The sequence below is a fragment of the Burkholderia sp. 4NA327C6 genome (assembly GCF_005502655.1).
Lineage (GTDB): Bacteria > Pseudomonadota > Gammaproteobacteria > Burkholderiales > Burkholderiaceae > Burkholderia > Burkholderia contaminans.
The window spans coordinates 1-24,128 of the sequence record NZ_SCNZ01000043.1 but is presented as its reverse complement, the minus strand read 5'-3'; the positions used below and the strand labels follow the sequence as shown (position 1 = coordinate 24,128).

Below are 24,128 nucleotides of genomic sequence, written 5' to 3'. Positions count from 1 at the left end.
CGCCATCGCCGGCCTAGTGCCGCCGGCTTTCTGTTGTTCCTACCTCGTAGCCATGCCCGTGTTCTTCGCGGGCATGGCTACGCATTTTCATTTCAAGGAGATTTCCATGAACACCAACACCCCTTCGATCGAACCCGCAGACGGCGGCGAGATCGAGATGCAAGTCGCTGTTGCCTGCGTCGATGTTTCCGGCACCCCCGACATGCCGGTCTTCAAGGTCAGAACCACCCAGGAGGAATACGATCAGGGTGCCCACTACTACAAAGCCAAGGATCTGGCCGAAGAAGCCCGGTACGAAGGGCCGTTCGTCTGCTTCGACGCTGCCGAATATGGCCCCATCCTGTCGGCCGCCCGCGAACTGGGCCTTGCCCCGCAGGTCGTCGTGGTCGATATGACCGACGGCCAGATCCACTCCATCCGCTGCGACACCGGCGAGATCAAGGTCGTCTGCTACGACACCAGCGACACCGACGAGTACTCGGCGGCGGTGGCGGACCGGCCGCTCGGCGAGAACGGCCAGCTCGTGCGCTGCTGGGCGCATGCCCAACTGGCACAGGTCGATCCCGGCTTGAAGCTGGCTCGGGATTGATTCGGCAGAGTCCGATCTGCGCTTTCACTGGCCCCTTCGGGGGCCTTTTTCTTTGGAGTGAGGCTGTCGGGAAATCGGGCGCTGCCTGGTTCGCATTGTTTGCTGCTGCTCGTGACCCGAGCGGCGATGGTGAGGGCTCGATGTTTCAGGACGACGCGCCATGTGCCCCTCTCCACCGTGGTTTCACCATCCCGAACGCCGCCTGCTGGCGGGATTTCTCGGCCTGCTTTGGTTGGTACTGGCTGGCGGCTGCGCGACAACGACTGCACCGCACGCACCCGATGCCTTCGAGGAAGTCTCGACCGCGCCCGAACCCGAAGCACCCGAGTACATCCCCGTTGTGCGCTACGGGCGCTACACGTTGGTCGAGCTGGCCCCCACGGCGGCGCAGCGCGACCTGCTGTTGCAGACCATCGATGTTTCGATGCCGGCGGATGCCCGCGTCACGGTCGGCGATGGGCTGCGGCATGTGCTCAAACGCAGCGGCTACAGCCTGTGTCAAACAGCACATGCCGTGATCGAGTTGTATGCACTGCCGCTGCCGGCGGCGCACCTGCATCTCGGTCCCATGACTTTGCGCGACGCGCTGCTCACCCTGGCTGGTCCGGCCTGGGAACTGCACGCGGATGACCGCGCACGACAGATTTGCTTCGAGCGGCCCGGCGACAGCGTGGCCATCGAACCAATGCCCGAACCGGCCGCCGCCGATGCGGTGCAGACCTTCCCACTGATGCCCTCCATTCCAGGCGGCCAGCCATGAACACTCCCCAATCTTCGCGGCGCCCGGCTGTCGCCGTGGTGATGCAAAGCCTGCTCTGGCTCTGGCTGCTCGGTCTCAGCGTCATCGTGGCCCTCGGCTACCAGGCGATGAGCGACCAGGCCGACGAGAAACGGCTCGACTCCCGTTTGCAACGCCTCGAAGCGCAGACGGTGGCCCTGGCTGAGACCATCGGAACCATCCAGCAGCGTCCGCCTGTCGCAACGGCGGCGGACCTCAAAGAAACCCGCCAAATCCTGGAAGCACGCGCTTCCCAGGTTGAGAAAACATTGAGCAGCTACGCAGCCGCCGACGACCTTCAGGCGCTGCGCGCGGAGATCGAGCAGATCAAGACGCGCCAGACCGCCGCGCGTGCAGCAACACCCACCCAGCCGCGCACATCGAGCAAGCCCGCCGCCAAGCCTGAACCGCCGCCACTGCCGTTCCGCATCGTCGGCGCCGAACTGCGCGCCGGCCAGCTCAGCGTGTCCGTCGTGCCGAGCAGTGGAAACTCTACGCCCGACCAGCTACAGGTGCTGCTGCCCGGTGATGCGGTCGGTCCATGGCGCTTGCAGGCAATCGATGGCAGCGCCGCGGTGTTCCAAGCCGGCGACCAGACCCGTCGCGTGGCGATTCCCTGATCGGAGCACACGACATGAAGCCGTCGATCATCCTTTCCGCACTCCTGCTGGCTTCAGTCCAGTGGCCCGCGTGGGCGCAGCAGCCAGCCACAGCTCCCGCCCGCAATGCGCAGAGCCAGGAGCGCCCGCTGGCCGCCCGCGTCCTGGACGACCGAGTAGCAAGCAACTGGGGCCTCCAACCCCAGGAATGGGCGCGCTACCGCGAGCTGATGGATGGGCCGCTGGGCATCTACTCGCCCAACCTGGACCCGCTGTCTGCCCTAGGCATCGAGGCACGCACCGACGAAGAACGGCGGCGCTATGCAGAGCTGCAGGTGCAAGTCGAGGCACGCCGCGTCGAGAAGCTGCTCGCCTACCAACGTGCCTACGACGAAGCCTGGCAGCGCCTGAACCCCGGCATGCAGCGCGTGAACCTGCCCGACGACGGGCCGGGCACCGGCACCGCGCGCGGCAGCGGTCGCATGGCGGTGTTCGTCAAGGACGGCTGCGCGGTCTGTGGGCAGCTCGTGCAGCGGCTGCAATCCTCGGGTGCCGAGTTCGACCTGTATATGGTGGGCAGCCGCCAGGACGACGCACGCATCCGCGACTGGGCCAAGCGCGCGCAGATCGACCCGGCACGCGTGCGCAGCGGCAGCATTACCCTCAACCACGACGGTGGCCGCTGGCTGTCGCTGGGCCTGCCCGGTGACTTGCCCGCGACTGTGCGCGAGGTGAACGGCCAATGGCAGCGCCAGCCGTAGCGGCCACCTCCGTCTCGCAGCTCTTGCGCGCACTGGTGCTCGCTACCGGCCTGTGCGCCTGCGCCGCCCATGCCCAGGAGATTCCGCCACCCGCCTACCAGCTCGCCGCCCAGCGGGCGGGCATCCCCTCGACCGTGCTCTACGCCGTGGCCTTGCAGGAGAGCGGAGTTCGACGCAACGGGCGCATCGTCCCGTGGCCGTGGTCCCTCAATGTCGCCGGCCAGTCGCGCCGCTTTGCCACGCGCGCCGATGCCTGCTCGGGCTTGCAACAGGCAATGCGCGCCACGCCTCACACGCGCATCGATGCAGGCCTGGGCCAGATCAACCTCGGCTACCACAAGCACCGCTTCACCAGCGCGTGTGACCTGCTGGACCCGTATCGCAACCTCGCCATCGCCGCTGAAATCCTGAACGAGCAGCACACGTCCGGCGAAGACTGGCTGCTCGCGATCGGCCGCTACCACCGTCCTGCGGGCGGCGAACCCGCCGCCCGCTACCGGCGCAGCGTGTCGCGCCATCTCGCGCGTGTGCAGGGCGCACGTCCAAACGCGGCGGTGCTCGCCGCGCGCCAGGAGACTTCCCCATGACGAAATCCCATCTGGCCCTGCGGGGCCTGCTTGTGCTGCTGGCAGGACTGCCGCTGGCATCGCGTGCCGGCGATCCGCTGATCGTGGTCGAAGATCGCGGTGGCACGTCGGCGCTGCCGTACTACGAGGCCCTCAACCTCCAGCCGCGCGCCGATGTCCCGGCCCGTCCCCCCATTCCGACGCCACAGGTTCCCGCCACACCCGCGGACGAGACAGCGATGCTGCCGGTGCGCAGCGCCAAGCTCACGCCCGGCACCGTCGCGCGGCGCGTGATCGAAGCGCCCGGCCTGCGGCCGTTCGTGGTCATCGGCGACGACGACGCCTCCCGGGCCTGGTTGCAGCGCCGCAGCGTTGCTTTGCGCGAACGCGGCGCGGTCGGCTTGGTGGTCAATGTCGAGACCGCGCAGGGCCTGGCACGGCTGCGTGCCCTGGTGCCGGGCGTGCCGCTTGCGCCCGTAGCCGGAGACGACCTGGCCGATCGCCTGGGCCTGCGGCACTACCCGGCGCTGATCACGGCCACCGGCATCGAGCAATGAAGCCATGTCGGGGAAACAGCCGGTCGAGGTTCTGCTACGCCCAGCGGTGGAGCTATACACCGTCGCAGCGTGTGCAGGCGCCGCGTTTCTGTCCCTGGTGGCCCCATGGTCGCTCGCGCTGAGCCCGGCCATGGGCGTCGGCAGCGCCTTGGCGTTCGGCGCCTATGGCGCGATCCGCTACCGCGATGCCCGCGTGATCCTGCGCTACCGGCGCAACATCCGCCGCCTGTCGCGCTACGTGATGACGAGCAAGGACGTGCCCGTCAGCCAGCAGCGGCTTTTCATCGGGCGCGGGTTCCTGTGGGAACAAAAACACACCCATAGGCTGATGCAGACGTACCGGCCGGAGTTCCGCCGATACGTCGAGCCGACGCCTGCCTACCGGCTGGCACGGCGACTGGAGGAGCGGCTGGAGTTCGCGCCGTTCCCGCTATCCCGGCTGTCCGCGCTCACGGGCTGGGATGTGCCTTTCAACCCGGTGCGTCCGCTGCCGCCTGTGGGCGGCCTGCCACGCCTGCACGGCATCGAACCGGACGAGGTGGACGTCAGCCTACCGCTCGGCGAGCGTGTCGGGCACTCGCTGGTGCTGGGCACCACGCGCGTGGGCAAGACGCGACTGGCCGAGTTGTTCGTGACCCAGGACATCCGCCGCAAGAGCGCTGCCGGCGAACACGAAGTCGTGATCGTCATCGACCCCAAAGGGGATGCGGACCTCTTGAAGCGCATGTATGTCGAGGCCAAGCGCGCGGGCCGTGAAGGCGAGTTTTACATCTTCCACTTGGGCTGGCCGGAGATTAGCGCCCGCTACAACGCGGTGGGCCGATTCGGTCGCATCTCGGAAGTCGCCACCCGTATCGCAGGGCAACTCTCCGGTGAAGGCAATAGCGCGGCCTTCAGGGAGTTCGCGTGGCGCTTCGTCAACATCATTGCCCGTGCCCTAGTGGAACTGGGACAGCGCCCGGACTACATGCTGATCCAGCGGCACGTCATCAACATCGACGCGCTGTTTATCGAGTACGCCCAGCACTACTTCGCCAAGACCGAGCCCAAGGCCTGGGAGGTGATCGTCCAGATCGAGGCCAAGCTCAACGAGAAGAACATTCCGCGCAACATGATCGGGCGCGAGAAGCGCGTGGTTGCGCTGGAGCAGTATCTCTCCCAGGCGCGCAACTACGACCCGGTGCTCGACGGACTGCGCTCGGCAGTTCGGTACGACAAGACCTACTTCGACAAGATCGTCGCGTCATTGCTGCCGTTGTTGGAAAAGCTCACGAGCGGCAAGATCGCGCAGCTCCTGGCACCGAACTATTCCGACCTGGCCGACCCGCGCCCGATCTTCGATTGGATGCAAGTCATCAGGAAGCGCGCCATCGTCTATGTGGGACTGGACGCGCTGTCCGACGCCGAGGTTGCCGCAGCGGTCGGGAACTCCATGTTCTCCGACCTGGTTTCGGTGGCGGGCCATATCTACAAGCACGGGATCGACGATGGCCTGCCGGACGCCTCTGCTGGCGCGCGCGTGCCGATCAACGTCCATGCGGACGAATTCAATGAACTCATGGGTGACGAATTCGTGCCGCTTATCAACAAAGGCGGCGGCGCCGGGCTGCAAGTCACCGCGTACACGCAGACCCTCTCGGACATCGAGGCCCGCATCGGCAACCGCGCGAAAGCTGGCCAGGTGATCGGCAACTTCAACAACCTGTTCATGCTGCGCGTGCGCGAGACGGCCACCGCCGAACTGCTGACGCGGCAGTTGCCGAAGGTCGAGGTCTATACCACTACCATCGTCTCAGGGGCAACCGACAGTTCGGACATCCGCGGCGCGACGGATTTCACGTCGAACACCCAGGACCGCATCAGCATGTCCAGCGTGCCGATGATCGAGCCATCGCACGTAGTCGGCCTGCCCAAAGGCCAGTGCTTCGCGCTGCTGCAGGGCGGCCAGCTTTGGAAGGTTCGCATGCCGCTGCCGATACCAGACCCGGATGAAGTGATGCCGGCGGACCTGCAACAACTGGCGGGGTACATGCGCCAGAGCTACAGCGAGGCTACGCAGTGGTGGGAGTTCACCAGTTCCCCGACCTTGCAGAATGCGGCCTTGCCCGATGACCTGCTGGATGATGCGGCTCCAGCCGAGTCTGCTGCGGTGGCCACCGCCACCGACCACAATGCCGACGAGGCCGCGCCATGAAGGACGCCGCATCGACCGCGCAGCGGGAGCAGAACCAGCGCCAGGGCCTGATCGTCGGCACCGTCACCTTGCCGTTTCGCTTGCTTGGAGTGCTGATCGGCTCGCTGCTGTTCTCGATCGTGGTGGAGTGCGTCGGCATGCACCTGTTCTGGAAGGACCAGGGCTGGCGCCATTCCCAGCAGATGTTGCAGTACGAGCTTGGACACCTGTCCAGCCACTTCACGCGCAGCGTGGTCGTGCAGGAGCCGGGGCGCACAGCGCACGAGTTGGTGGATACAGGCTACGAATGGGTGTTTGTTCGCTCCGGGCTGCTGGCGCGCATGAGCCAGACCGCCGAGCGCGTCCGCGCACCCAGCCACGAGCAGGCGCGCAACTTCCGCTACTACATCAGCCAAGTCTATGTCTGGGCCGAGAGCTACCTGATCGCCGCGGCCTTCACGACGCTGACCTTCCTAGTGCGCCTGCTGGTCCTGGTGCTCACGCTGCCGCTGATCTTCACGGCCGCTTTCGTCGGTCTGATTGATGGTCTGGTACGACGCGACGTGCGCAGGTTCGGCGCGGGCCGCGAATCCGGGTTCATCTACCACCGCGCGAAAGCCAGCCTTATGCCCCTGGCCGTGCTGCCGTGGATCACGTACCTGGCACTGCCGATCTCGGTGCATCCATTGCTGATCCTGTTGCCGAGCGCCGCCTTGCTGGGACTGGCCGTGAGCCTGACTGCGGGCAGCTTCAAGAAGTACCTCTAGCCGATCAATCCGGTCATCCGCAGGTTCCTATTGTTTGCGGCCTGAAACAGCCCTGATCTCCACGATCTAGCCATTGCTGATCACACAGGAATGGCGCGATGTTGGCTCCGATCTGGCTGCGCGCCGCGCATCGCGGCGTGCCCACTTTTCTCGTGACGGTCCTTGTGTTGGGCCAGTCCTCGATGGCGTTGGCCGAGTCCCCAGCGCAGCGTCAGGAGCTGGTCGCAGCGCTGCGCCAACTCGACGCGCTGGAGCACACGGTCACCGACAGCGCCGCGCATGCCCCCATCCAGCCGGGCGAGCGCTACCACTTCGACTACCCGAGGCTGCTGGCTGACCTGGCGCGCGTGCGCGCCGGCATCCAGGCCCATCTCACACCGTCGCGCGCCCAGCCGCGCGACCCGTCCGAATTGACCGGCGACTACCGCACGGAGCGGGTCGTCCCGCCATCACCGCCGACGACCGCGGAGGGCAAGCCATGAACGGCGCCCAGGTCTCGGCATTTCAAGCCAACAGCGGCATCGCACCTTCAGCGATGGCGACCGTCCTGGTCGGCGTCGTGTTCGCGGTCCTGCTCGTCTGGGGCGTTTGGGCCATGCGAACGGCCTACGTGGGGTGGTCCGAGAGCCGCCTCAACCAACGCCAGTTCCTCGGCGTCTGCATCCGATTCGTCGCGATGTACCTCGTCCTGACTTTCTTCCTCCTCTCCTGACCTGAAAGGCATGACCATGCACAACCGCATCCTCACTTCCCGTCTTGCCCAGCGCGCCGCCGTGGCCTTGGGCGCCGCTGCGCTGCCCGCGCTGTCGTTCGCGCAGGGTCTGCCGCAGTTGGAGAACCCGACCCGCGGCACGGGCAACGGCATCATGGAAACGATCCGTAACTACGGCTACGACATCATCATGCTCGTGGCCCTCCTGGTCGTGGCGTCGATGTTCATCGGCGTCTGCTACCACGCCTACGGGACCTACGCGGAAATCCACACCGGCCGCAAGACGTGGGGCCAGTTCGGCCTCACGGTCGCCATCGGCGCCGTCCTGCTCGTGATCGGCATCTGGCTGCTCACCGAAGCCACCGGCATCCTGTAAGCGAGGCTGGTATGTCCGAGCAGCAGCACGTCCGTGCGGATGGGACCGTGACGTTCCTTCCGCACCGGCTCAACCGCCATCCCGTTGTCGTGCGCGGCCTCACCGCCGACGAGCTGTGGATCTGCTGCGGCTTGTCCGGCGGCGCCGGCCTGCTGGTCGGCGCGCCGCTGTCGTGGGTGTTCCGCACGATCGCGCTAGCTCCCACGTTCGTCGTCCTGGGCGTGGCCTTGGGCGTGTTTATCGGCGGCGGCATTCTCCGCCGCCTCAAGCGCGGGCGTCCCGACACCTGGCTGTATCGGCAACTGCAATGGCGCATTGCGACACGTCATCCACTGATGGCGGGTTGGGTGGGCGGCCATGTGCTGATCTCACGTTCCGGCTTCTGGACCACCCGAAGGAGCGCGCGATGAGCCGCTTCAAGAACGAGATCACCCACCTGCAGGCGCACATCAAGACGCTTCGCCTGGGGACTGGTGCCCTGATCATCGTCGCCCTGGTCATGGGTGGCGGCTGGTGGAGCGCTCCGCGCGATCTGACCATCCACGTTCCGCCTGACCTGCGCTCCGGCAGTACCAGGAAGTGGTGGGAAGTGCCGCCCGAATCGGTCTATGCGTTCACGTTCTACGTGTTCCAGACGCTCAACCGCTGGCCGACGAATGGCGAAGAGGACTACGCGCGCAACCTCCACACGCTCTCGCCGTACCTCACCCCGTCCTGCCAGGCCTTCCTGCGCGCGGACTACGACTACCGCCGCAGCACGGGCGAGCTGCGCCAGCGCGTGCGCGGTATCTACGAAATCCCCGGCCGCGGCTACGGCGACGACCCCACGGCCCGCGTGCGCGTGGTTTCCGACCGCGACTGGGTAGTGACGCTGGACATCACCGCCGACGAGTACTACGGCGCCGAGCAAGTCAAGCGCGCTCTGGTGCGCTATCCCGTGAAGGTCACGCGGGTGGACGTCGATCCTGCCCGCAACCCGTTCGGCCTGGCGCTCGACTGCTATGAGGGCGCGCCCCAGCGCATCAGCACGCCGGAGCCGACGCGCCCGGCGTCTGGCGGCCTGTCTCCGCAAGCGCCTCAAGGAGAAATCCCATGAAGCATCCTGTACTCACGTTGCTGGGGCTGTTGGCAGTGGCCGCGGCTCCCGCTGTCCAGGCGGTGGAGATCCTGCGCTGGGAACGCATGCCGCTGGCGTTGCCGCTGAAGGTCGGCCAGGAGCGCGTCGTGTTTATCGACCGCAACGTCCGCGTGGGCGTGCCCGCGGGCGTCGGCGAGCGCCTGCGGGTGCAGAGCGCGGGCGGTGCGGTGTACCTGCGCGCCAGCGAGCCGATCGAACCCACGCGGCTGCAATTGCAGGACGCCGACACGGGCGCGCTGATCCTGCTGGACATTGCGGCGGAGCCAGCCAAGGACGGGGAAGCCGAGCTGGAACCAGTGCGCATCGTCGAGGGCAACAGCACCCCGGCGCGCTATGGCGATCAGCCCGGCGATGACAACGAAGCTCCGGCGCGCGCCCAGGACCAGGCCGGCGCGCGAGCGGCGCGACGCGAGACCCCGGTGCCGGTTGTCCTGACGCGCTTCGCCGCACAGAACCTCTACGCGCCGCTACGCACCGTGGAGCCGCTGCCGAGCGTCATGCGGGTGAACCTGCGCCGTGACCTCGACCTCGGCACGCTGATGCCGACGCTGCCCGTGCGCGCGGTCGCGCTCGCGTCGTGGCGTCTGGAAGACCAGTGGGTGACCGCCGTGCGCCTGACCAACAGCAGCAGCGGCTGGATCACCCTGGACCCGCGCGTGCTGCAAGGCGATTTCCTCACCGCCACCTTCCAACACGAGGCGCTTGGTCCCCGCGGGACGCCCGAGGACACGACCGTCCTGTACCTGGTGACGCGCGGGCGTGGCCTGGCGCAATCGCTGCTACCAGCGGTCAACCGCTTCGACCCGGCCGTGCATCTCCCACAACCGGAAGCCAGTTCCCAGGATGGCACCGACCGCAAGGAGGTCCGCCATGCGCAGTAATGGACTCCTGAAGTGGCTGATGATCCCGGTTGCCGTGCTGGTGCTGTTCGTCGCCATCCGGCTGTTCTCGGGTGGCAGCACTTCGGCACCACCGACCGCGGATGCCGGCGCCAAGCTCACTCCAGCGGAAATGAAGGCGCTGGGCATCGAGGGCGATACCCCGCGCGACACCGTGGCGACGCTCGTTGCTCAAGTGAAGCAGTTGCGCACCGAGCTTCAGACCGCGCTCTCGGACAACAAATCCCAGCGCGAAGAAAACCAGCGACTGCGCCAGCGCGAGAACTCCATTGACCAGCGCATCAATTCGGCCCTCGACTCCGAGCGCACTAACCTACGTCGCGACCAAGAGCAGGCAGCCAGCGCGCGCCAGCAGACCGAAGGGCTGCTTGCCGACCTGCAACGGCGCCTGGACAGTATCGGGGGACGTGGCGGCGGCCATGCCGACCTGCCGGTGGGTCTGGGGCTGCGTGACGGCGACGAGGCCGGCATGGAAGGCGGCGTGCGCTGGGTCGAACCCGACGATGCGAGGAAAGTCGAGGGGCGCAACAGCAGTCGTGGCACGGGTAGCGGCATGAGCTTCCCGACGAGCTTCGGCCCCGCACAGAGCACGTTGGAAACCACGGCGGAAACCGTGGCGAACGCAGGCGCACGCGCCGCAGGCGTGAAGAGCGCCAAGGCGGTCTATACCGTACCGACCAATTCGACGCTGATGGGGTCGGTGGCGATGACGGCGCTGATCGGCCGCGTGCCGATCGACGGAACCGTCAACGATCCGTACCCCTTCAAGGTGTTGGTCGGATCGGACAACCTGACCGCCAATGGCATCGACATTCCCGACGTGGCCGGTGCCGTGTTCAGCGGCACCGCATCGGGCGACTGGACGCTCTCGTGCGTGCGCGGCCAGGTACGCAGCATCACCTTCGTCTTCCACGACGGCACGATCCGCACCATCCCCGAAGACCGCGACGGCAACCAGCAGAACAACCAGCAGCAGAACTCTCAAAGTGGAGGCCTGGGCTGGATCAGCGACCCATACGGCATTCCCTGCGTCAGCGGGGAGCGTCGCAGCAACGCCCAGCAGTACCTTGGCTCGCAAGCCCTGATTACCGCCGCCGGTGCCGGCGTCGCCTCGCTGATCGACAGCGACAGCGGCCAGATGTCCTACGTCGGCGCCGACGGCTCCATCGGCAGCGTCGGCATCTCGGGCAATGAAGCCGTGGGCCGCATCCTGGCCGGTGGCGTGCGCGACATGGCCGACTGGGTGAACAAGCTATACGGCCAGGCCTTCGCCGCCGTCTATGTCCAGCCCGGCGCGAAGGTCGCCGTCCACCTCGAAAAGCCGCTTGCCATCGACTTCGATCCCGAAGGCCGCAAGGTCGATCACCGCGCAGGAGAAAGCCATGCTCTCGAACTTGAATAAGGGCCTGGCGCTGGCCCTCGCCGTCGCGGTGCTCGGCGGCTGTGCCACCAGCAAGGAAAAGCTGCTCCCGCACGGCGATAGCACGATGATGGACATCTGGCAGCAGAACGCCGGCGACGGCAGCGGTGGCGCCGGCCAGGTGGCGCGCAGGCAATTGCTCGATGCACGCCAGAGCCTGCGCCGGCCGCTGACCGAGGCCGACGTGGAGGCCGCACCCGCCGAACAGATGCGCTACACGCGCACGGCGCGAAACGAGGTCTATCGCCAGTTCCACCGCCTGCCGAACCCCGACCTTGTCATGTATGTGTACCCGCACCTGGCGGGTACCGACCCCGTGCCGGTTCCGGGCTACACGACAGTCTTCCCCCTGTACCAGCGCGTGCAGTACGCCATGCCGGGCGAGCGCGTGGAGGACTACTGATGCGCTGGAAACTCCCTTGGCCGAAGCTGGCTGCATCCGATGGTGGCAATGACGAGCAGCCGGACGGCTGGCAGCGCCACGTCGAGGCGTTGCGCCAGGCCGGCATCGCCGAACCCGGAGCGACGATCCAGGGCCGCAAGCCGGCGACCGTGGCGGACGAGCAGGCGCTGTACGACGTCGCGCAGTCGTTCGCGGAGCTGCTGCCGTGGGTGGAGTTCCTGCCGCCGTCGAAGTCCATGCTGCTGGAGGACGGGCAATCGGTCGCAGCCTTCTACGAGCTGGTCCCGCTGGGCACCGAAGGTCGGGAGCCTGGCTGGCTCGCGCATGCCCGCGACGCGCTCGAAAACGCGCTCCAGGATTCGTTCGATGAGCTGGACGAGAACCCCTGGGTGCTCCAGCTCTACGCCCAGGACGAACCCAGCTTCGACCAGTACATGCAGACCCTGCGCAACTACGTGCAGCCGCGCGCTCGCGGCACGGCCTTCACCGAGTTCTATCTTCGCTTCTTCGGCCACCACCTGCGCGCGGTGGCCAAGCCCGGCGGCCTGTTCGAGGACACGGTGGTCACGCGGTTGCGCTGGCGCGGCCAGACGCGGCGCGTGCGCATGGTGGTCTATCGCCGGGCCACCGGTCAGGCGAACCGCCGTGGCCAGACACCCGAGCAAATGCTGAACATCGTCTGCGATCGCCTTTGCGGCGGCCTGGCGAACGCCGGCATCCAAGCCCGGCGCATGGTCGCGGCCGATGTTCACGACTGGTTGCTGCGGTGGTTCAACCCACGCCCCACGATGCTCGGGCCAAGCGCTGAGGATCGAGAGCGCTTCTATGCGCTGGCCCGCTATCCCGACGAGGTGGAGGAAGGCGAGATCGAGCTGGCGAGTGGTCGGGATTTCAGCCAACGGCTGTTCTTCGGTCAGCCTCGCTCCGATGCCGGGCACGGCACCTGGTACTTCGACGGCATGCCGCACCGTGTGCTGGTCACCGACCGACTACGCATGCCGCCCGGTACGGGACACCTGACTGGCGAAACCCGCAAGGGGGATGCGATCAACACGCTTTTCGATCAGATGCCCGAAGACACCACGATGTGTCTGACCATGGTGGCGACGCCCCAGGACATCCTCGAATCGCACCTGAATCACCTGGCTAAGAAGGCTGTCGGCGAAACACTGGCATCGGAGCAGACGCTCAAGGATGTGCAGGAGGCGCGCTCGCTCATCGGCAGCGCGCACAAGCTCTACCGCGGCACGCTGGCCTTCTATCTGCGCGGACGCGACGAAGCCGAGCTTGACAGGCGCGGCCTGGACCTCGCCAACGTGATGCTCAACGCGGGGTTGCAGCCCGTGCGCGAGGACGATGAAGTCGCGCCGCTCAACAGCTACCTGCGCTGGCTACCGTGCTGCTACAACCCTGCGCAGGATCGGCGGAACTGGTTCACCCAACTGATGTTCGCCCAGCATGTGGCGAATCTCTCGCCGGCGTGGGGTCGCAGCCAGGGTACGGGCCATCCGGGCAACACGTTCTTCAACCGCGGTGGCGGGCCGATCACGTTTGATCCGCTGAACCGCTTGGACAGGCAGATGAACGCCCATCTGTTCCTATTCGGCCCCACCGGCTCGGGCAAGAGCGCAACGCTCAACAACCTCTTGAATCAGGTCACGGCCATCTACCGGCCGCGGCTGTTCATCGTGGAAGCCGGCAACAGCTTCGGTTTGTTCAGCGACTTCGCCAAGCGCCTGGGTCTGACCGTAAACCGAGTCAAGCTGGCTCCTGGCTCAGGCATCAGCCTGGCGCCGTTCGCCGACGCTCGCCGGCTGATCGAAACGCCCAGCAACGTGCAGACGCTTGATGCCGATGCACTGGATGAAGAATTGCCAGCCGATTCCTCGGTCATGGAGGAGGACGAGCAGCGCGACGTGCTGGGTGAACTGGAGATCACGGCACGGCTGATGATCACAGGCGGCGAGGACAAGGAAGAAGCTCGGATGACGCGGGCCGATCGCTCGCTGATCCGCCAGTGCATCCTCGATGCCGCCGAGCACTGCGTGGCCGAGAAACGCACGGTGCTCACGCGCGACGTGCGCAACGCGCTGCGCACGCGCGGCCAGGACCCGACGCTGCCCGAGATGCGGCGCGTGCGGCTGCTGGAGATGGCGGACGCGATGGACATGTTCTGCCAAGGCACGGACGGCGAGATGTTCGATCGCGATGGCACGCCGTGGCCCGAGGCCGACATCACGCTGGTGGATCTCGCGACCTATGCTCGGGAGGGCTACAACGCGCAGCTCTCCATCGCCTACATCAGCCTGATCAGCACGGTGAACAACATCGCCGAGCGCGACCAGTACCTGGGCCGTCCGATCATCAATGTGACCGACGAAGGCCACATCATCACGAAGAACCCGCTACTCGCGCCCTACGTCGTAAAAATTACAAAAATGTGGCGCAAGCTAGGGGCCTGGTTCTGGCTGGCTACACAAAATATCGACGATCTGCCGCGTGCCGCGGAGCCCATGCTCAACATGATTGAGTGGTGGATCTGCCTGTCGATGCCGCCCGATGAGGTCGAGAAGATCGCACGCTTCCGCGAACTCTCACCCGCGCAGAAAGCGCTGATGCTTTCTGCGCGCAAGGAGGCGGGGAAATTCACCGAGGGCGTCATCCTCTCCAAGAGCATGGAAGTGCTGTTCCGCGCCGTGCCGCCCAGCCTGTACTTGGCGTTGGCGCAGACCGAACCCGAAGAGAAGGCCGAGCGCTACCAGCTCATGCAGCACTACGGCTGCACCGAACTGGAAGCGGCCTTCAAGGTGGCCGAGAAGATCGACCAGGCGCGCGGCATCGAGTCGCCGGCCCTGGAACTGTCGTAAGACGGAGAACGCCATGGAACAGAAACGTCCTTCCATTCCGATGCAGGTCCAGGCGTTCCGCCGCCGCAACGGGCGGCCCCGCTGGCCCTGGGCATTGGCTGCTGTGCTGGTCGCGCTGCTGCTGATCTGGCTTGTGTCGAGGTCGCCCGGCGAATCCCCGCCGCAGCCGCCCACGCCGGTCAGCATGGCACCGGTGGCCGGGCCGCCCTGGCTAATGGGCAACCCCAAAGGCCGTTTCACGCTGACGCTCTATGCTGACCTGGAGTGCCCGTTCTGCCGGGAGTATTTCCCGCAGCTCAAGCGGTGGGTGGGCACCAACGCCGACGTGGCGCTGCAATGGCACCACCAGCCGCTGGCCGCGCACGAGCCGGCTGCGTCGGCCGAGGCACGTCTGGCCGAATGCGCAGCCGAATCTGGCGGGCATGCCGCGTTCTGGCAGGCGGTCGAATGGGTCTATGCCCACACGCGCAGCGACGGCCAGGGCTTGCCGGATGGCTTGCGCTACCCCGAATCGACGCCAGCCATCGAGCAGTGCATGTCAAGCGAAAGACCCAGTGCGGCTATCCGCGCCCAGGCTGCGGAAGCCACCAAGAGCGGCGTAACCGCCACTCCATCACTGCGCCTGCTCGATCGCCAGACGGGCCAGGCCATCCTGCTGCAGGGACCGATCGAGGGCGACGCCTTGTTGTCTGCCATGGACATGCTGGCGGCTGATGGTCCGACCGGCACACCCCCATCCGAAATGCCTGCCGACGTCGTCGGCGACATGCCCAGGTAGCCCCGGTCTTCATGGCTACGGCGCAGTCCGCTGCGCTGACCGCAACCCGTTCGCCTCGCATCCTGGTCGCGAACGATCACCGCTGCCGCGGTGATGGATGCACCTTGTTCGTTCCCCAGGAGGGCTTGCCCTCCCAGGGCGCGCGCCCTCCGATCTCACCGTCTGGAGGTTCGCCATGTCTTTCGTCGTCAACGACTCCTGCCTGGAGTCGCTTTCCGCCACCGCTGCCCAACACGAGGACTGGATCATCCAGCAAGCCATCGTGCTGCTGGAGAGGCGGGTTTTCAAAGCTGGACCGTGCCTCAGCCGACCGGCCGCTGTGCGGGACTACCTGCGCCTGAAACTGGTCGCTGAGCCCAACGAGATATTCGCCGCTGTGTTCCTGAACAGCATGAACCAGGTGCTGGCCTACGAGCCGCTGTTCAAGGGCACGATCAACGCGACTTCGGTCTATCCACGTGTCGTCGTACAGCGTGTGCTGGAGCTGAATGCCGCCGCGGTGGTCTTCGCCCACCAGCACCCCTCGGGCATCTCCGAACCGTCGAGCGCGGATCGCATGCTGACCCAGCAACTGCAGGCCGCGCTGGCGCTCATCGATGTGCGGGTACTGGACCACATCATCGTCGGCCAGGGTTCCCCGTTCTCCTTTGCGGAGTCCGGCCTGCTGTAACGGTCGCATTGCTTCATTGATCCTCGCGGAGGCTTCGGCCTCCGTTTTTTTATTGGCGCGGGACAAGCAGGTATGCGGGCAGCCCGCGATGCGCATTGTTTGTTGGGGTGGCATGAGGTTCGCGTTTGACTATGGCCCTGATCAACTTTCGGGGCACGCGACATGCCGGCATCCTTTTCCACGTTCGCGTCGGGCTGGCGAACCCTTGGCCTGGTTGTGGCGCTGCCGGCGTCCCTGGCCGTGTTCAGCCCCGTCATCTTCGCGGCCGACGTATTGGTCGTCACCGACAGCCACCACCCGGTCAAGACCATGGGCGGCGAGCGGCTGATCGAGCTGGACGAAGCCCGCCGGATTGAAGCGGAGCTTTCTGCTGAACTGCCCGCCGCCCCCGAACAGGCGGCGGCCACCGTCAAGCGTCGGCTGAACCAAGGCGGCGCCGACCTACAGCGCCGCATCGCTTCCGCATACCAAGGCGTCACCGACGCATGGAGCCTGGGCATCACCAGCATCCCGGCTGTCGTGGTGGATCAGCGCTACGTGGTCTATGGCGAGCCGGATGTGGCGCGCGCCGTCGCGCGCATTGAGCAGCGTCGGAGGGCCCAGCCATGAAGCGGCCATTCGACCTTATGCGCCGCATGCGGGCTGGCGTGGCTTCCTTGCTGCTGCTCAGCGCCACGGGTAGCTACGCCTTGAACACCACCGCCATCGTTGCCTCGGTGGCCTCGCCCGATTGCTTGGAGTACCGGGTGGTGGGTATCTGCTACTGGCTCTACTGCACCTGGGGAGGCTGCACGGTGCGCACCTCTGTCAAGGTGCGCCACTACATTCCCGATGCGGTCGTCTCCAGCTACAGCAACACGGGCGAGAACCCGTGGGTCGAAGTCCGGGCGATGAGTACGGCCAACCCGTCCGCCCAAGCGGGCGGCGATGGAACGACGAACGAGGATCACGAAAACAATCTCGCGAAATTCAAGAACGCCGACGTGATCGGCCATCCCGGCGTCGAGGTGTTCAACCAGTTTGTTTCGTCCTCGGGCTACTTCTGCGAGGGCGCGGGAACGGCATTCATGCCGTATCTGCTCAGCACCTTGGACACGCTTGCCTGGCGCTACAACGTGCCCGAGATGGCCTACCCGGAGGCATTGATTCCCGGCATGCGCGAGGTCGGCGCACGCACCACGATGAACCTTTGGGGCAACGTGTATCCCCGCGGCGGCTTCCTACACCAGACCGACGACCACAAATCGGGAGCCGTGGTGGCCCAGCGTGCGGGCGATGTCGTCACGCGCCGCGGGCAGTTGCACGTGTACCAGCCGCTGCTTGCCAATGCCCGCGATGGCTACTGGCCCGCCGGCGCGCTGATGGAGGGTGATGCCTCGACTGGCAAGTGGCAGGAACTCACGCCCGTCCTGTCCTCGTCCTGCACGGTTTTCCCACGCACCGGCTTCCTGACCCAGGCCCAGCAAGGCGACTACGCCTGGGCGCTGTGGCGGCCGTATGCCTGCTGCGAACGCCGTGGACAGGTGTTCCTTGGCAGCGTTGATTTCCTTTGAGGTGTCGCGATGAAGCGTTCCGAATCTATGCAGTTCTCCCCACCGGCTCGTGGCAAGAGGATCTGTTTGGCGCTTACCGGCGCGTTGGTTCTGGCAAGCGGCGTGGCCTGGGGCCAACTGGGCTACCAGACCAGCGGCAACGTCATCGGCGATGACGTCATGTATTCCATCGGCGGCGGCAGCGCCGTTTCGATGGGTCGCGCAGCCGGCATGCGCTCGCTCGGCGTGGGTGTCGGCTGGAACAGCAATCTGATCTGCGGCGACATGAGCATCCAGACCACGTTGAAGAATCAACTCAACGGTGTCACCAATGGCTTTCAGCAGATCATGTCCTCGGTGATCCAGAGTGCTACGAGTGCTGTGGCGTCCCTGCCGGCGTTGATCATCCAGCGGGCAGATCCAGGCCTCTACAACCTGCTCACCAACGGCGTTCTGCAAGCGCGGCTGGATTTCGACCGCTCGAAGCTGACGTGCCGCGCCATGGCCGAAAAGATGGCCGAAACGGCGGGCGGCCAACTCGGCTGGAGCCAGATGGCCGAAGGCATGGCGTTGCGTGATGCAGTGTCGAGCACGGATGCCGTCTCGGCCATCGAGCAGGCCGAGACGCGCCGTGGCAACGATGGCGTGCCCTGGGTCGGGGGAAGCAATGCCGGCGGCTCCGGTCAGCCCGCGATCAAGGTGGTCGGTGACGTCACCCGCGCGGGCTACAACCTGGTCAATGGCCGCGGGGTGACCGACACGTCGGCAATCGCTCCGGCCAGTTGCACGAGCCTGTCGTGCCAAACCTGGACCACGCCGCAGGCGGCCATCGAGTGGGCAACACGGGTGCTCGGCGAGAAGGAGCAGCGCACCTGCGACGCCTGCACCAAGACGGAGACGGTGCCCGGCGTCGGGCTGACGCCCCTGATCCAGGAGGAGTACGACGCCAAGCTGCAGGCGCTCCAAGACCTGGTATCCAAGGCGAAGAACACGACGCCCGAAAACCTGCGGGAGGCCGGCAGTGCGTCGCTGCCCATCACGCGCGGCGTGGTCGAGGCACTGCGCGACGAGCCGGATCAGCACCTCCTGTCGCAGCGCCTGGCGTCCGAGGTTGCGCTGGCGTCGGTGCTGGAGAAGGCGCTACTGCTGCAACGCACTCTGCTGACCGGCAAGAAGGAACCCAACGTGGCGGCCAACCAGCTCGCCGTGGAGGCGGTGAACCACGAGAGCGACACGCTCGATCGCGAGATTCGCAACCTCAAGACCGAGCTGGAGCTGCGCCGGGAGCTGGCGAACAACTCGCCCATGGCGATCATCCAGCGCCACGGCACGCGCGCGGCGGGCTCGCGTGGCATCTACGAAGGCGATCCAGTGCCTGACCGCCTCGATCAGTTGCAGAAGGGCAATCCGGGAGGCCGGCCATGAGCCTGATGCGTGCGACCTGGCTGCGCCCGCGCTGGCTGTTCAGCCGGCGCGCAGCGAAGGCGCTGCTGTGGACGGTGGTACTCGCGGCCGTCGCCGTGAGCGCCAACATCGTTGGCATCTACCTCGTCGGAAGCGTCGCGGGCTGGGAGCGTTGGCTGGCGGCAGCAGCGGGCTACTTCCTGGTCTGGCGGCTGTGCCTGTATGGCGCGACGGCCTACGGCTGGGTCTGGATGCGTCGCCGGCTGCTTGCGCGTGAGGACGACGCGCAAGCGCGGCGCCGCCTGGTGCGCAGCGAGATCGCCGGCGTCGTTGCCATCGTGGCGCTTGAAGCCAGCCTGTTGATGCAGGGTTGAGGGGAGGGCCGAGCCATGACGCTTTTCACGACCGACTACCTGGAGTACTACCTGACCCTGGTGTCCTGGATCGTCAACAACGGCATCTGGGCGGTACTGGTATCCAGCGGGGTATTCGCACTGCCCTTCGTGACGATCATCGTGCAGGAATGGCTCAAGGCCCGTGCGGAGGGTGCCGACGAAGGCAACAAGGGCGTGCTCTCGGCCGCACGCATCGAGAACCGGGTGTTCGTCGCCATCGTAGTGGTGATGTTCGCCGGCATCCCCTTCATCGACGTGGATCTCAACACCATTCAGTACGACAGCTCGCGCTCGGCCCAGTGCCAGGTCAACGTGCCGCAGCCCACGGATACCGGCTGGTCCCAGTCCTTCAGCACCATCAACAACCAGAGTGCCAAGGTGCCGGTCTGGTGGGCCTTCATGCACGCGCTCTCGCGCGCCGTCACCAGCGCCTCGGTGGCGGCAATTCCGTGCGGGACAGACCTACGACAGATGCGCATGGAGATCGACGCTACCCGCATCAACGACCCAGTTCTGGCTCAGGAAGTGGCCGATTTCACACACGACTGCTACGGACCTGCACGCGCTAAATTGTTCATGGCGCGGCCGGAGCTGGACGAAGCTCAAATGAACGACGTGACCTGGATCGGTTCGAGGTTTTTCACGGATACCGGCGGCTACTACGACAGCTACCGTTCCAGCACGGCGCGCGAGTCATGGCCCTATGACGACACCCGCGACGCAGGGCTTGCGCAGGTGGCCAGTGGCGGCGGTTACCCGACCTGCAGGCAGTGGTGGGCCGATGGCAGCAACGGCCTGCGGGCACGGCTGCTGAGCCAGGTGGACCCCAGCCTGTTGAATCGCTTGGCGGGCTGGGCCGGGTTCCTGAGCCGTACCGAGGTGGACGATTCGGTGGTCCGTACCATCGCGTCACCGCGACAGCAGAAGCTCAACCAGGGTTCGGTCTATACCGACTACGGCGGCCAGATCGACAAGACCCTGCCGAACATCGTGACGCGGGCCACGGGGGATGTAGGAATGGCGGTCGGGGCACTTGCCGCATTTCCCGCCATGGACGTGGTGCGCCAGGCGCTGCCCATGGTGCTTGCCTTGCTCAAGATGGCACTGGTCATCTGCATCCCGCTCGTACTGGTCGTCGGAACCTATGACCTGAAGACGGTCGTCACCGTCAGCGTCGTGCAGTTCGCGCTGTTCTTCACCGATTTCTGGTTCCAACTCGCACGCTGGATCGACAGCACCATCCTCGATGCGCTCTATGGGTGGGGCTTCGGCTGGAACCGGCCACACACTAACTTCGATCCACTGGTGGGGCTGAATAATGCCTTTGGCGACCTGCTCCTGATGTTCGTCATGGGCACGATGTTCCTGGTCTTGCCGGGCTTTTGGCTTGCGAGCCTTACCTGGGTTGGGATTCGGGCCGGGCACGTCATCCAGGGGCTTTCAGATGGCAGCAAGAGCGCCGGCCAAGCAGGCGGTAAGGGCGCTGGGGCCCTTACCGGAGGTAAGCTGAAGTAGCGCGGTGCCGATCAGTCGTCGGTGTACAACTCGTGCGACGTATCGTTGTACAGATTGGGATCGTAGCCGGGTGTCTTGCGCAGTTCGGTGAGGTCGGTGAACGGCCACTCGTCTTCTTCCGAGGTATTGGCAGCCGCCGCCCATCCCGCCACCACGACTCCCAGCAACACGAGTGCGAACCAGAAGGCGGCGTAGAGCAGCGCGCCCAGCACAGCCAGCTTGACCGCCCACAGCAGCACTGTGACACCAACCGAAGGCACCCCTGTGGCCACCAACCAATTCGATACCCGCCGTTCGCCACGCGCATAGGCACGCCATCCACGGCCAAAGGCGCGGCCGATACGTTCTGCGGTGCTGGTGCGGGTTGTGGTGTTCATGGTCGTCTCCTGCTACTGAGGAATGCCTATTCCAGTGTGCTCCACTTCATTCCGTTTCGGGCTTCCAATGTGTCTTCTCGCTGCTTCAGGACGCTTCGTCATCCGGTTCTATCGGGCCGGGGTCGGGTTCCACGCCGATGCGGTAGGTGGCAACGAAACGCGGCCAGTCCACATGGTCAACCAGATCGATGTCCTCGATGACGCTGACCTTCGTTTCCGCACGCTCGAACAGGGCGATGCTCTTGGCGGGATAGTTGTTGCGCGACGGATAGAGTACCCCGTCAAACAGAGGTTGGCCGTCGTCGCCGACCATCGCATGCACATGAGCGGACACCTGCTGCGTGTGCGTGTAGCCACGGCTGGCCAACTGCTCCAGGTTCAGGCCAAAGTAGCCCGCCATGACGCCTGGTGCCGTGAGATCGGCCAGAAGCACGTCGGCCATCACCCCTACGGCGCGCACCATCCTGCCCTGGACTTCTTTCAATGCGATCGAGCGCTTCGCGTCATCAAGCCACTGATGCTTGTGAAACACCGACTCCATCAGCGCCGTGGGCAGGTCGCGCCCCAGGTAGAGCACGCCGTAGGTTCGGGCAGGGTCGTCGTAGCGATTGGTGCTGCTGCGACCATAGTACAGCGGGCTGCCCCGATAGACGACGCGGCTCACATGCTGGAGCAGTTCACCGGCATCGATCAGGAACGAAGGCAGCTCGTGGCTCATGGCAGTCTCGCTTCAATGCACCTGAACGCCCAGCACGTTGAACACGGCCTCGGCCACGTCGTCGATCGTGCCATGCGTCACCGCATCCACCGGCGAGCGACCGCCCAAGCCTTCGAGCGGTTCGGACAGTGCGCGGTAGATCGTCCAGTGATCGATACCCTCGACCTCCTGAAGCACGGTTTGGGTCAACTGCTGTTTCACCGGGTCGAGCTGCCAGTCGGGCAGCTTCTGACCGCGTGGCCCCACGTTCAGCGCCAGCAGCCGACGCGCGAGGATGTCCTTGTAGATCTGCTGGCGCGACTTGTCCGCCAGCTTGGCGAACTCCGCGGGCGGCAGGTTGTGCGGCTGGTTGAAGGTTTCCAGCAGCACGGCACGGCCTCGCTGGACGTCGGTTTCATTCGGTGCCCAGCGCGTGTCGGCGCGCAGCGCGGCCGCCTTGCGTGCAAGGGCCTGCCCAACGGTCTCCCCCTGCAAGTTGGCGGGCAGTGTCACCGCTTCCACGCGCTCGTGGACGAACGCCTGCAACTCGGCCGCGAAAGCCGTGGCATCCCGGATTTCGACGGTATCCGCGAAGCGGCGTACATCTTCCACCGTGACGCGCGGCAGACGGTCGGCAATGAATTCAATGGCAGTGGGCATGGTCATCTCCCGAGTAGGTTTGAGACAGGCTTCACTCTAGTCGCCTTTGTCGCGTTTGTCAACTTTGACGCCTAGAGAGCAACGTACCCGGCGGAAGCAGCGCCTTCGCAGCATAGACCGAGGCCAGCGCCTGGTCGCCGTCCAATGCATTCGAGCGGGTTCCACATTGACGGTGGAGCCGCGGTCCAGGCCCCGCTATACCGAAACGGTTAAAGGCCAAAGGGTCGAAATGGCAAGGGAATGGGGTGCAAGGGGAAAGGCCCTACCTCGAAAAGGCCAAAAGGCCTCCCGGTCGGCCCGTCATTAGGACACCTCACATGCTCTCCCTGTTCCAGCGAAAACGGCCCCCGGTCGCTGCCGCACCGACGCCACCACCCGTCACCGACCTCCCGAAAGGGCTGCTGCGTCCTGAGTCGGCCGCATCGCTGCTGGCCACCCCACGCCGGCAGAAGCTGCTGGAGCACATCTGGCAGCGCACGTCGCTCTCACACCGGCAATTCGCCACCCTGTACCGCACGCCCCTGGAACGCTACGCCGAACTGGTCCAAGCCTTTCCGGCCTCCGAGGCGCATCACCATGCCTATCCGGGCGGCATGCTCGACCACGGCCTGGAGATCGTGGCCTACAGCCTGAAACTGCGGCAGTCCCATCTGCTGCCCATCGGTGCCAGTCCCGAAGACCAGGCGGCGCAGTCCGAAGCCTGGACCGCCGCCGTCGCCTATGCTGCGCTGCTCCACGATATTGGCAAGATCGCCGTCGATCTACACGTCGAACTGGCCGACGGCAGTACTTGGCATCCGTGGCATGGCCCGCTGCACCAGGCGTACCGATTTCGCTACCGTGACGACCGCGAATACCGCCTGCACAGCGCTGCAACAGGCTTGCTCTATCGCCAACTGCTCGACCGCCACGTCCTGGACTGGCTCAGCGACTATCCGGCTCTCTGGGCACCGCTGCTCTATGTGCTGGCCGGTCAGTACGAACATGCCGGTGTACTAGGGGAACTCGTCGTGCAAGCAGACCGGGCGTCGGTGGCCCAGGAGCTGGGCGGCGATCCGGCGCGCGCCATGGCCGCGCCCAAGCACGCACTGCAACGCAAGCTGCTGGACGGGTTGCGCTACCTGCTCAAGGAACAGTTGAAGCTGAACCAGCCGGAAGCCTCCGATGGCTGGCTCACCGAGGATGGTTTGTGGCTGGTGAGCAAGACGGTCTCGGACAAACTGCGCGCACACCTCCTGTCTCAGGGGATCGATGGCATTCCTGCGAACAACACCGCCGTGTTCAACGTACTGCAGGACCACGGCATGCTCCAGCCCACCTCGGACGGCAAAGCGGTCTGGCGCGCGACCGTCACCAGCACGACCGGCTGGTCCCATTCGTTCGTATGCGATCCGTTAACGACGTCCTTGTCTAGAAATCGCTTCACTCTGATGCTACGTGTCCACGTGGACAGCTGGTATCAGAGTGTATGAGTGAAAAACGAGACCTGCGTAGC

27 protein-coding genes and 1 pseudogene are annotated in these 24,128 nt (G+C 65.6%); 25 read left to right on the top strand and 3 right to left on the bottom strand.

Going from position 1 to position 24,128, the window contains the following annotated elements; genetic code table 11:
• The first annotated feature begins 106 nt into the window (after positions 1–106).
• From FFS49_RS31800 to FFS49_RS31685, 24 genes are all read left to right on the top strand, one after another.
• On the top strand, positions 107–589 hold the full coding sequence (locus tag FFS49_RS31800; protein ID WP_023093446.1) for a hypothetical protein: 483 nt from the start codon (positions 107–109) through the stop codon (positions 587–589).
• Positions 590–749: 160 nt separating this feature from the next.
• Positions 750–1,349 (top strand): PilL N-terminal domain-containing protein, encoded by a 600-nt coding sequence (locus FFS49_RS31795; RefSeq protein WP_023093445.1) that lies wholly within the window; start codon positions 750–752, stop codon positions 1,347–1,349.
• The gene (locus tag FFS49_RS31790; protein WP_023093444.1) at positions 1,346–1,987 is read left to right on the top strand and encodes a hypothetical protein; all 642 of its coding nucleotides are present in this window, start codon (positions 1,346–1,348) and stop codon (positions 1,985–1,987) included. The genes FFS49_RS31795 and FFS49_RS31790 overlap by 4 nt, the downstream gene beginning before the upstream one ends.
• A 14-nt stretch (positions 1,988–2,001) precedes the next feature.
• The gene (locus FFS49_RS31785; RefSeq protein WP_023093443.1) at positions 2,002–2,727 is read left to right on the top strand and encodes a TIGR03759 family integrating conjugative element protein; all 726 of its coding nucleotides are present in this window, start codon (positions 2,002–2,004) and stop codon (positions 2,725–2,727) included.
• The gene (locus FFS49_RS31780; protein WP_023093442.1) at positions 2,709–3,314 is read left to right on the top strand and encodes a transglycosylase SLT domain-containing protein; all 606 of its coding nucleotides are present in this window, start codon (positions 2,709–2,711) and stop codon (positions 3,312–3,314) included. The genes FFS49_RS31785 and FFS49_RS31780 overlap by 19 nt, the downstream gene beginning before the upstream one ends.
• Entirely contained in the window at positions 3,311–3,850 is a 540-nt protein-coding gene (locus tag FFS49_RS31775) for an integrating conjugative element protein (protein ID WP_023093441.1), read from the top strand. Before FFS49_RS31780 ends, FFS49_RS31775 begins: the two co-directional genes overlap by 4 nt.
• 4 nt (positions 3,851–3,854) lie before the next feature.
• Entirely contained in the window at positions 3,855–6,044 is a 2,190-nt protein-coding gene (gene traD / locus FFS49_RS31770) for a type IV conjugative transfer system coupling protein TraD (RefSeq protein WP_023093440.1), read from the top strand.
• Positions 6,041–6,790: a TIGR03747 family integrating conjugative element membrane protein gene (locus FFS49_RS31765; protein ID WP_023093439.1), complete on the top strand. Its 750-nt coding sequence runs from the start codon at positions 6,041–6,043 to the stop codon at positions 6,788–6,790. Before traD ends, FFS49_RS31765 begins: the two co-directional genes overlap by 4 nt.
• A 98-nt stretch (positions 6,791–6,888) precedes the next feature.
• Positions 6,889–7,272, top strand: a complete 384-nt coding sequence (locus FFS49_RS31760; RefSeq protein ID WP_023093438.1) for an RAQPRD family integrative conjugative element protein — start codon at positions 6,889–6,891, stop codon at positions 7,270–7,272.
• Positions 7,269–7,502 (top strand): TIGR03758 family integrating conjugative element protein, encoded by a 234-nt coding sequence (locus tag FFS49_RS31755; protein WP_009459672.1) that lies wholly within the window; start codon positions 7,269–7,271, stop codon positions 7,500–7,502. The genes FFS49_RS31760 and FFS49_RS31755 overlap by 4 nt, the downstream gene beginning before the upstream one ends.
• 16 nt (positions 7,503–7,518) lie before the next feature.
• Positions 7,519–7,878, top strand: coding sequence for a TIGR03745 family integrating conjugative element membrane protein (locus FFS49_RS31750; protein WP_023093437.1), 360 nt, complete (start codon positions 7,519–7,521; stop codon positions 7,876–7,878).
• Between the two features lie 11 nt (positions 7,879–7,889).
• Positions 7,890–8,288 carry a TIGR03750 family conjugal transfer protein gene (locus FFS49_RS31745; RefSeq protein WP_023093436.1) on the top strand — a complete coding sequence of 133 codons (399 nt, stop codon included), beginning with the start codon at positions 7,890–7,892 and terminating at the stop codon, positions 8,286–8,288.
• Entirely contained in the window at positions 8,285–8,974 is a 690-nt protein-coding gene (locus FFS49_RS31740) for a PFL_4703 family integrating conjugative element protein (protein WP_023093435.1), read from the top strand. Before FFS49_RS31745 ends, FFS49_RS31740 begins: the two co-directional genes overlap by 4 nt.
• A complete protein-coding gene (locus FFS49_RS31735; RefSeq protein ID WP_023093434.1) occupies positions 8,971–9,897 on the top strand; it encodes a TIGR03749 family integrating conjugative element protein in 927 nt (308 codons plus the stop codon). Before FFS49_RS31740 ends, FFS49_RS31735 begins: the two co-directional genes overlap by 4 nt.
• A complete protein-coding gene (locus FFS49_RS31730; RefSeq protein ID WP_023657222.1) occupies positions 9,887–11,317 on the top strand; it encodes a TIGR03752 family integrating conjugative element protein in 1,431 nt (476 codons plus the stop codon). Before FFS49_RS31735 ends, FFS49_RS31730 begins: the two co-directional genes overlap by 11 nt.
• Positions 11,298–11,738 carry a TIGR03751 family conjugal transfer lipoprotein gene (locus FFS49_RS31725; RefSeq protein WP_009459662.1) on the top strand — a complete coding sequence of 147 codons (441 nt, stop codon included), beginning with the start codon at positions 11,298–11,300 and terminating at the stop codon, positions 11,736–11,738. Before FFS49_RS31730 ends, FFS49_RS31725 begins: the two co-directional genes overlap by 20 nt.
• The gene (locus FFS49_RS31720) at positions 11,738–14,605 is read left to right on the top strand and encodes a conjugative transfer ATPase (RefSeq protein ID WP_023093432.1); all 2,868 of its coding nucleotides are present in this window, start codon (positions 11,738–11,740) and stop codon (positions 14,603–14,605) included. The genes FFS49_RS31725 and FFS49_RS31720 overlap by 1 nt, the downstream gene beginning before the upstream one ends.
• A 13-nt stretch (positions 14,606–14,618) precedes the next feature.
• Positions 14,619–15,383 (top strand): DsbA family protein, encoded by a 765-nt coding sequence (locus tag FFS49_RS31715; RefSeq protein ID WP_023093431.1) that lies wholly within the window; start codon positions 14,619–14,621, stop codon positions 15,381–15,383.
• A 175-nt stretch (positions 15,384–15,558) separates the two neighbouring features.
• On the top strand, positions 15,559–16,053 hold the full coding sequence (locus FFS49_RS31710) for a JAB domain-containing protein (protein WP_023093430.1): 495 nt from the start codon (positions 15,559–15,561) through the stop codon (positions 16,051–16,053).
• A 162-nt stretch (positions 16,054–16,215) separates the two neighbouring features.
• The gene (locus FFS49_RS31705) at positions 16,216–16,662 is read left to right on the top strand and encodes a TIGR03757 family integrating conjugative element protein (RefSeq protein ID WP_023093429.1); all 447 of its coding nucleotides are present in this window, start codon (positions 16,216–16,218) and stop codon (positions 16,660–16,662) included.
• The gene (locus FFS49_RS31700; RefSeq protein WP_023093428.1) at positions 16,659–17,606 is read left to right on the top strand and encodes a TIGR03756 family integrating conjugative element protein; all 948 of its coding nucleotides are present in this window, start codon (positions 16,659–16,661) and stop codon (positions 17,604–17,606) included. The genes FFS49_RS31705 and FFS49_RS31700 overlap by 4 nt, the downstream gene beginning before the upstream one ends.
• Before the next feature lie 9 nt (positions 17,607–17,615).
• On the top strand, positions 17,616–19,010 hold the full coding sequence (locus tag FFS49_RS31695; RefSeq protein WP_023093427.1) for an integrating conjugative element protein: 1,395 nt from the start codon (positions 17,616–17,618) through the stop codon (positions 19,008–19,010).
• Positions 19,007–19,363 (top strand): hypothetical protein, encoded by a 357-nt coding sequence (locus FFS49_RS31690; RefSeq protein ID WP_023093426.1) that lies wholly within the window; start codon positions 19,007–19,009, stop codon positions 19,361–19,363. Before FFS49_RS31695 ends, FFS49_RS31690 begins: the two co-directional genes overlap by 4 nt.
• Before the next feature lie 15 nt (positions 19,364–19,378).
• Entirely contained in the window at positions 19,379–20,899 is a 1,521-nt protein-coding gene (locus FFS49_RS31685) for a conjugal transfer protein TraG N-terminal domain-containing protein (RefSeq protein WP_023093425.1), read from the top strand.
• 11 nt (positions 20,900–20,910) lie between these two features.
• Here FFS49_RS31685 and FFS49_RS31680 read toward each other — a convergent pair whose 3' ends face one another.
• From FFS49_RS31680 to FFS49_RS31670, 3 genes are all read right to left on the bottom strand, one after another.
• Positions 20,911–21,276 carry a DUF3742 family protein gene (locus FFS49_RS31680; protein WP_023093424.1) on the bottom strand — a complete coding sequence of 122 codons (366 nt, stop codon included), beginning with the start codon at positions 21,274–21,276 and terminating at the stop codon, positions 20,911–20,913.
• An 85-nt stretch (positions 21,277–21,361) separates the two neighbouring features.
• Positions 21,362–21,994, bottom strand: a complete 633-nt coding sequence (locus FFS49_RS31675) for an RES family NAD+ phosphorylase (RefSeq protein WP_023093423.1) — start codon at positions 21,992–21,994, stop codon at positions 21,362–21,364.
• 12 nt (positions 21,995–22,006) lie between these two features.
• Entirely contained in the window at positions 22,007–22,633 is a 627-nt protein-coding gene (locus FFS49_RS31670) for a hypothetical protein (protein ID WP_023093422.1), read from the bottom strand.
• Between the two features lie 317 nt (positions 22,634–22,950).
• Between FFS49_RS31670 and mobH the strand changes: the two are divergent.
• Positions 22,951–24,015 (top strand): annotated as a pseudogene (mobH, locus tag FFS49_RS31660) (MobH family relaxase); the annotation flags it as partial.
• Positions 24,016–24,128: the final 113 nt, after the last annotated feature.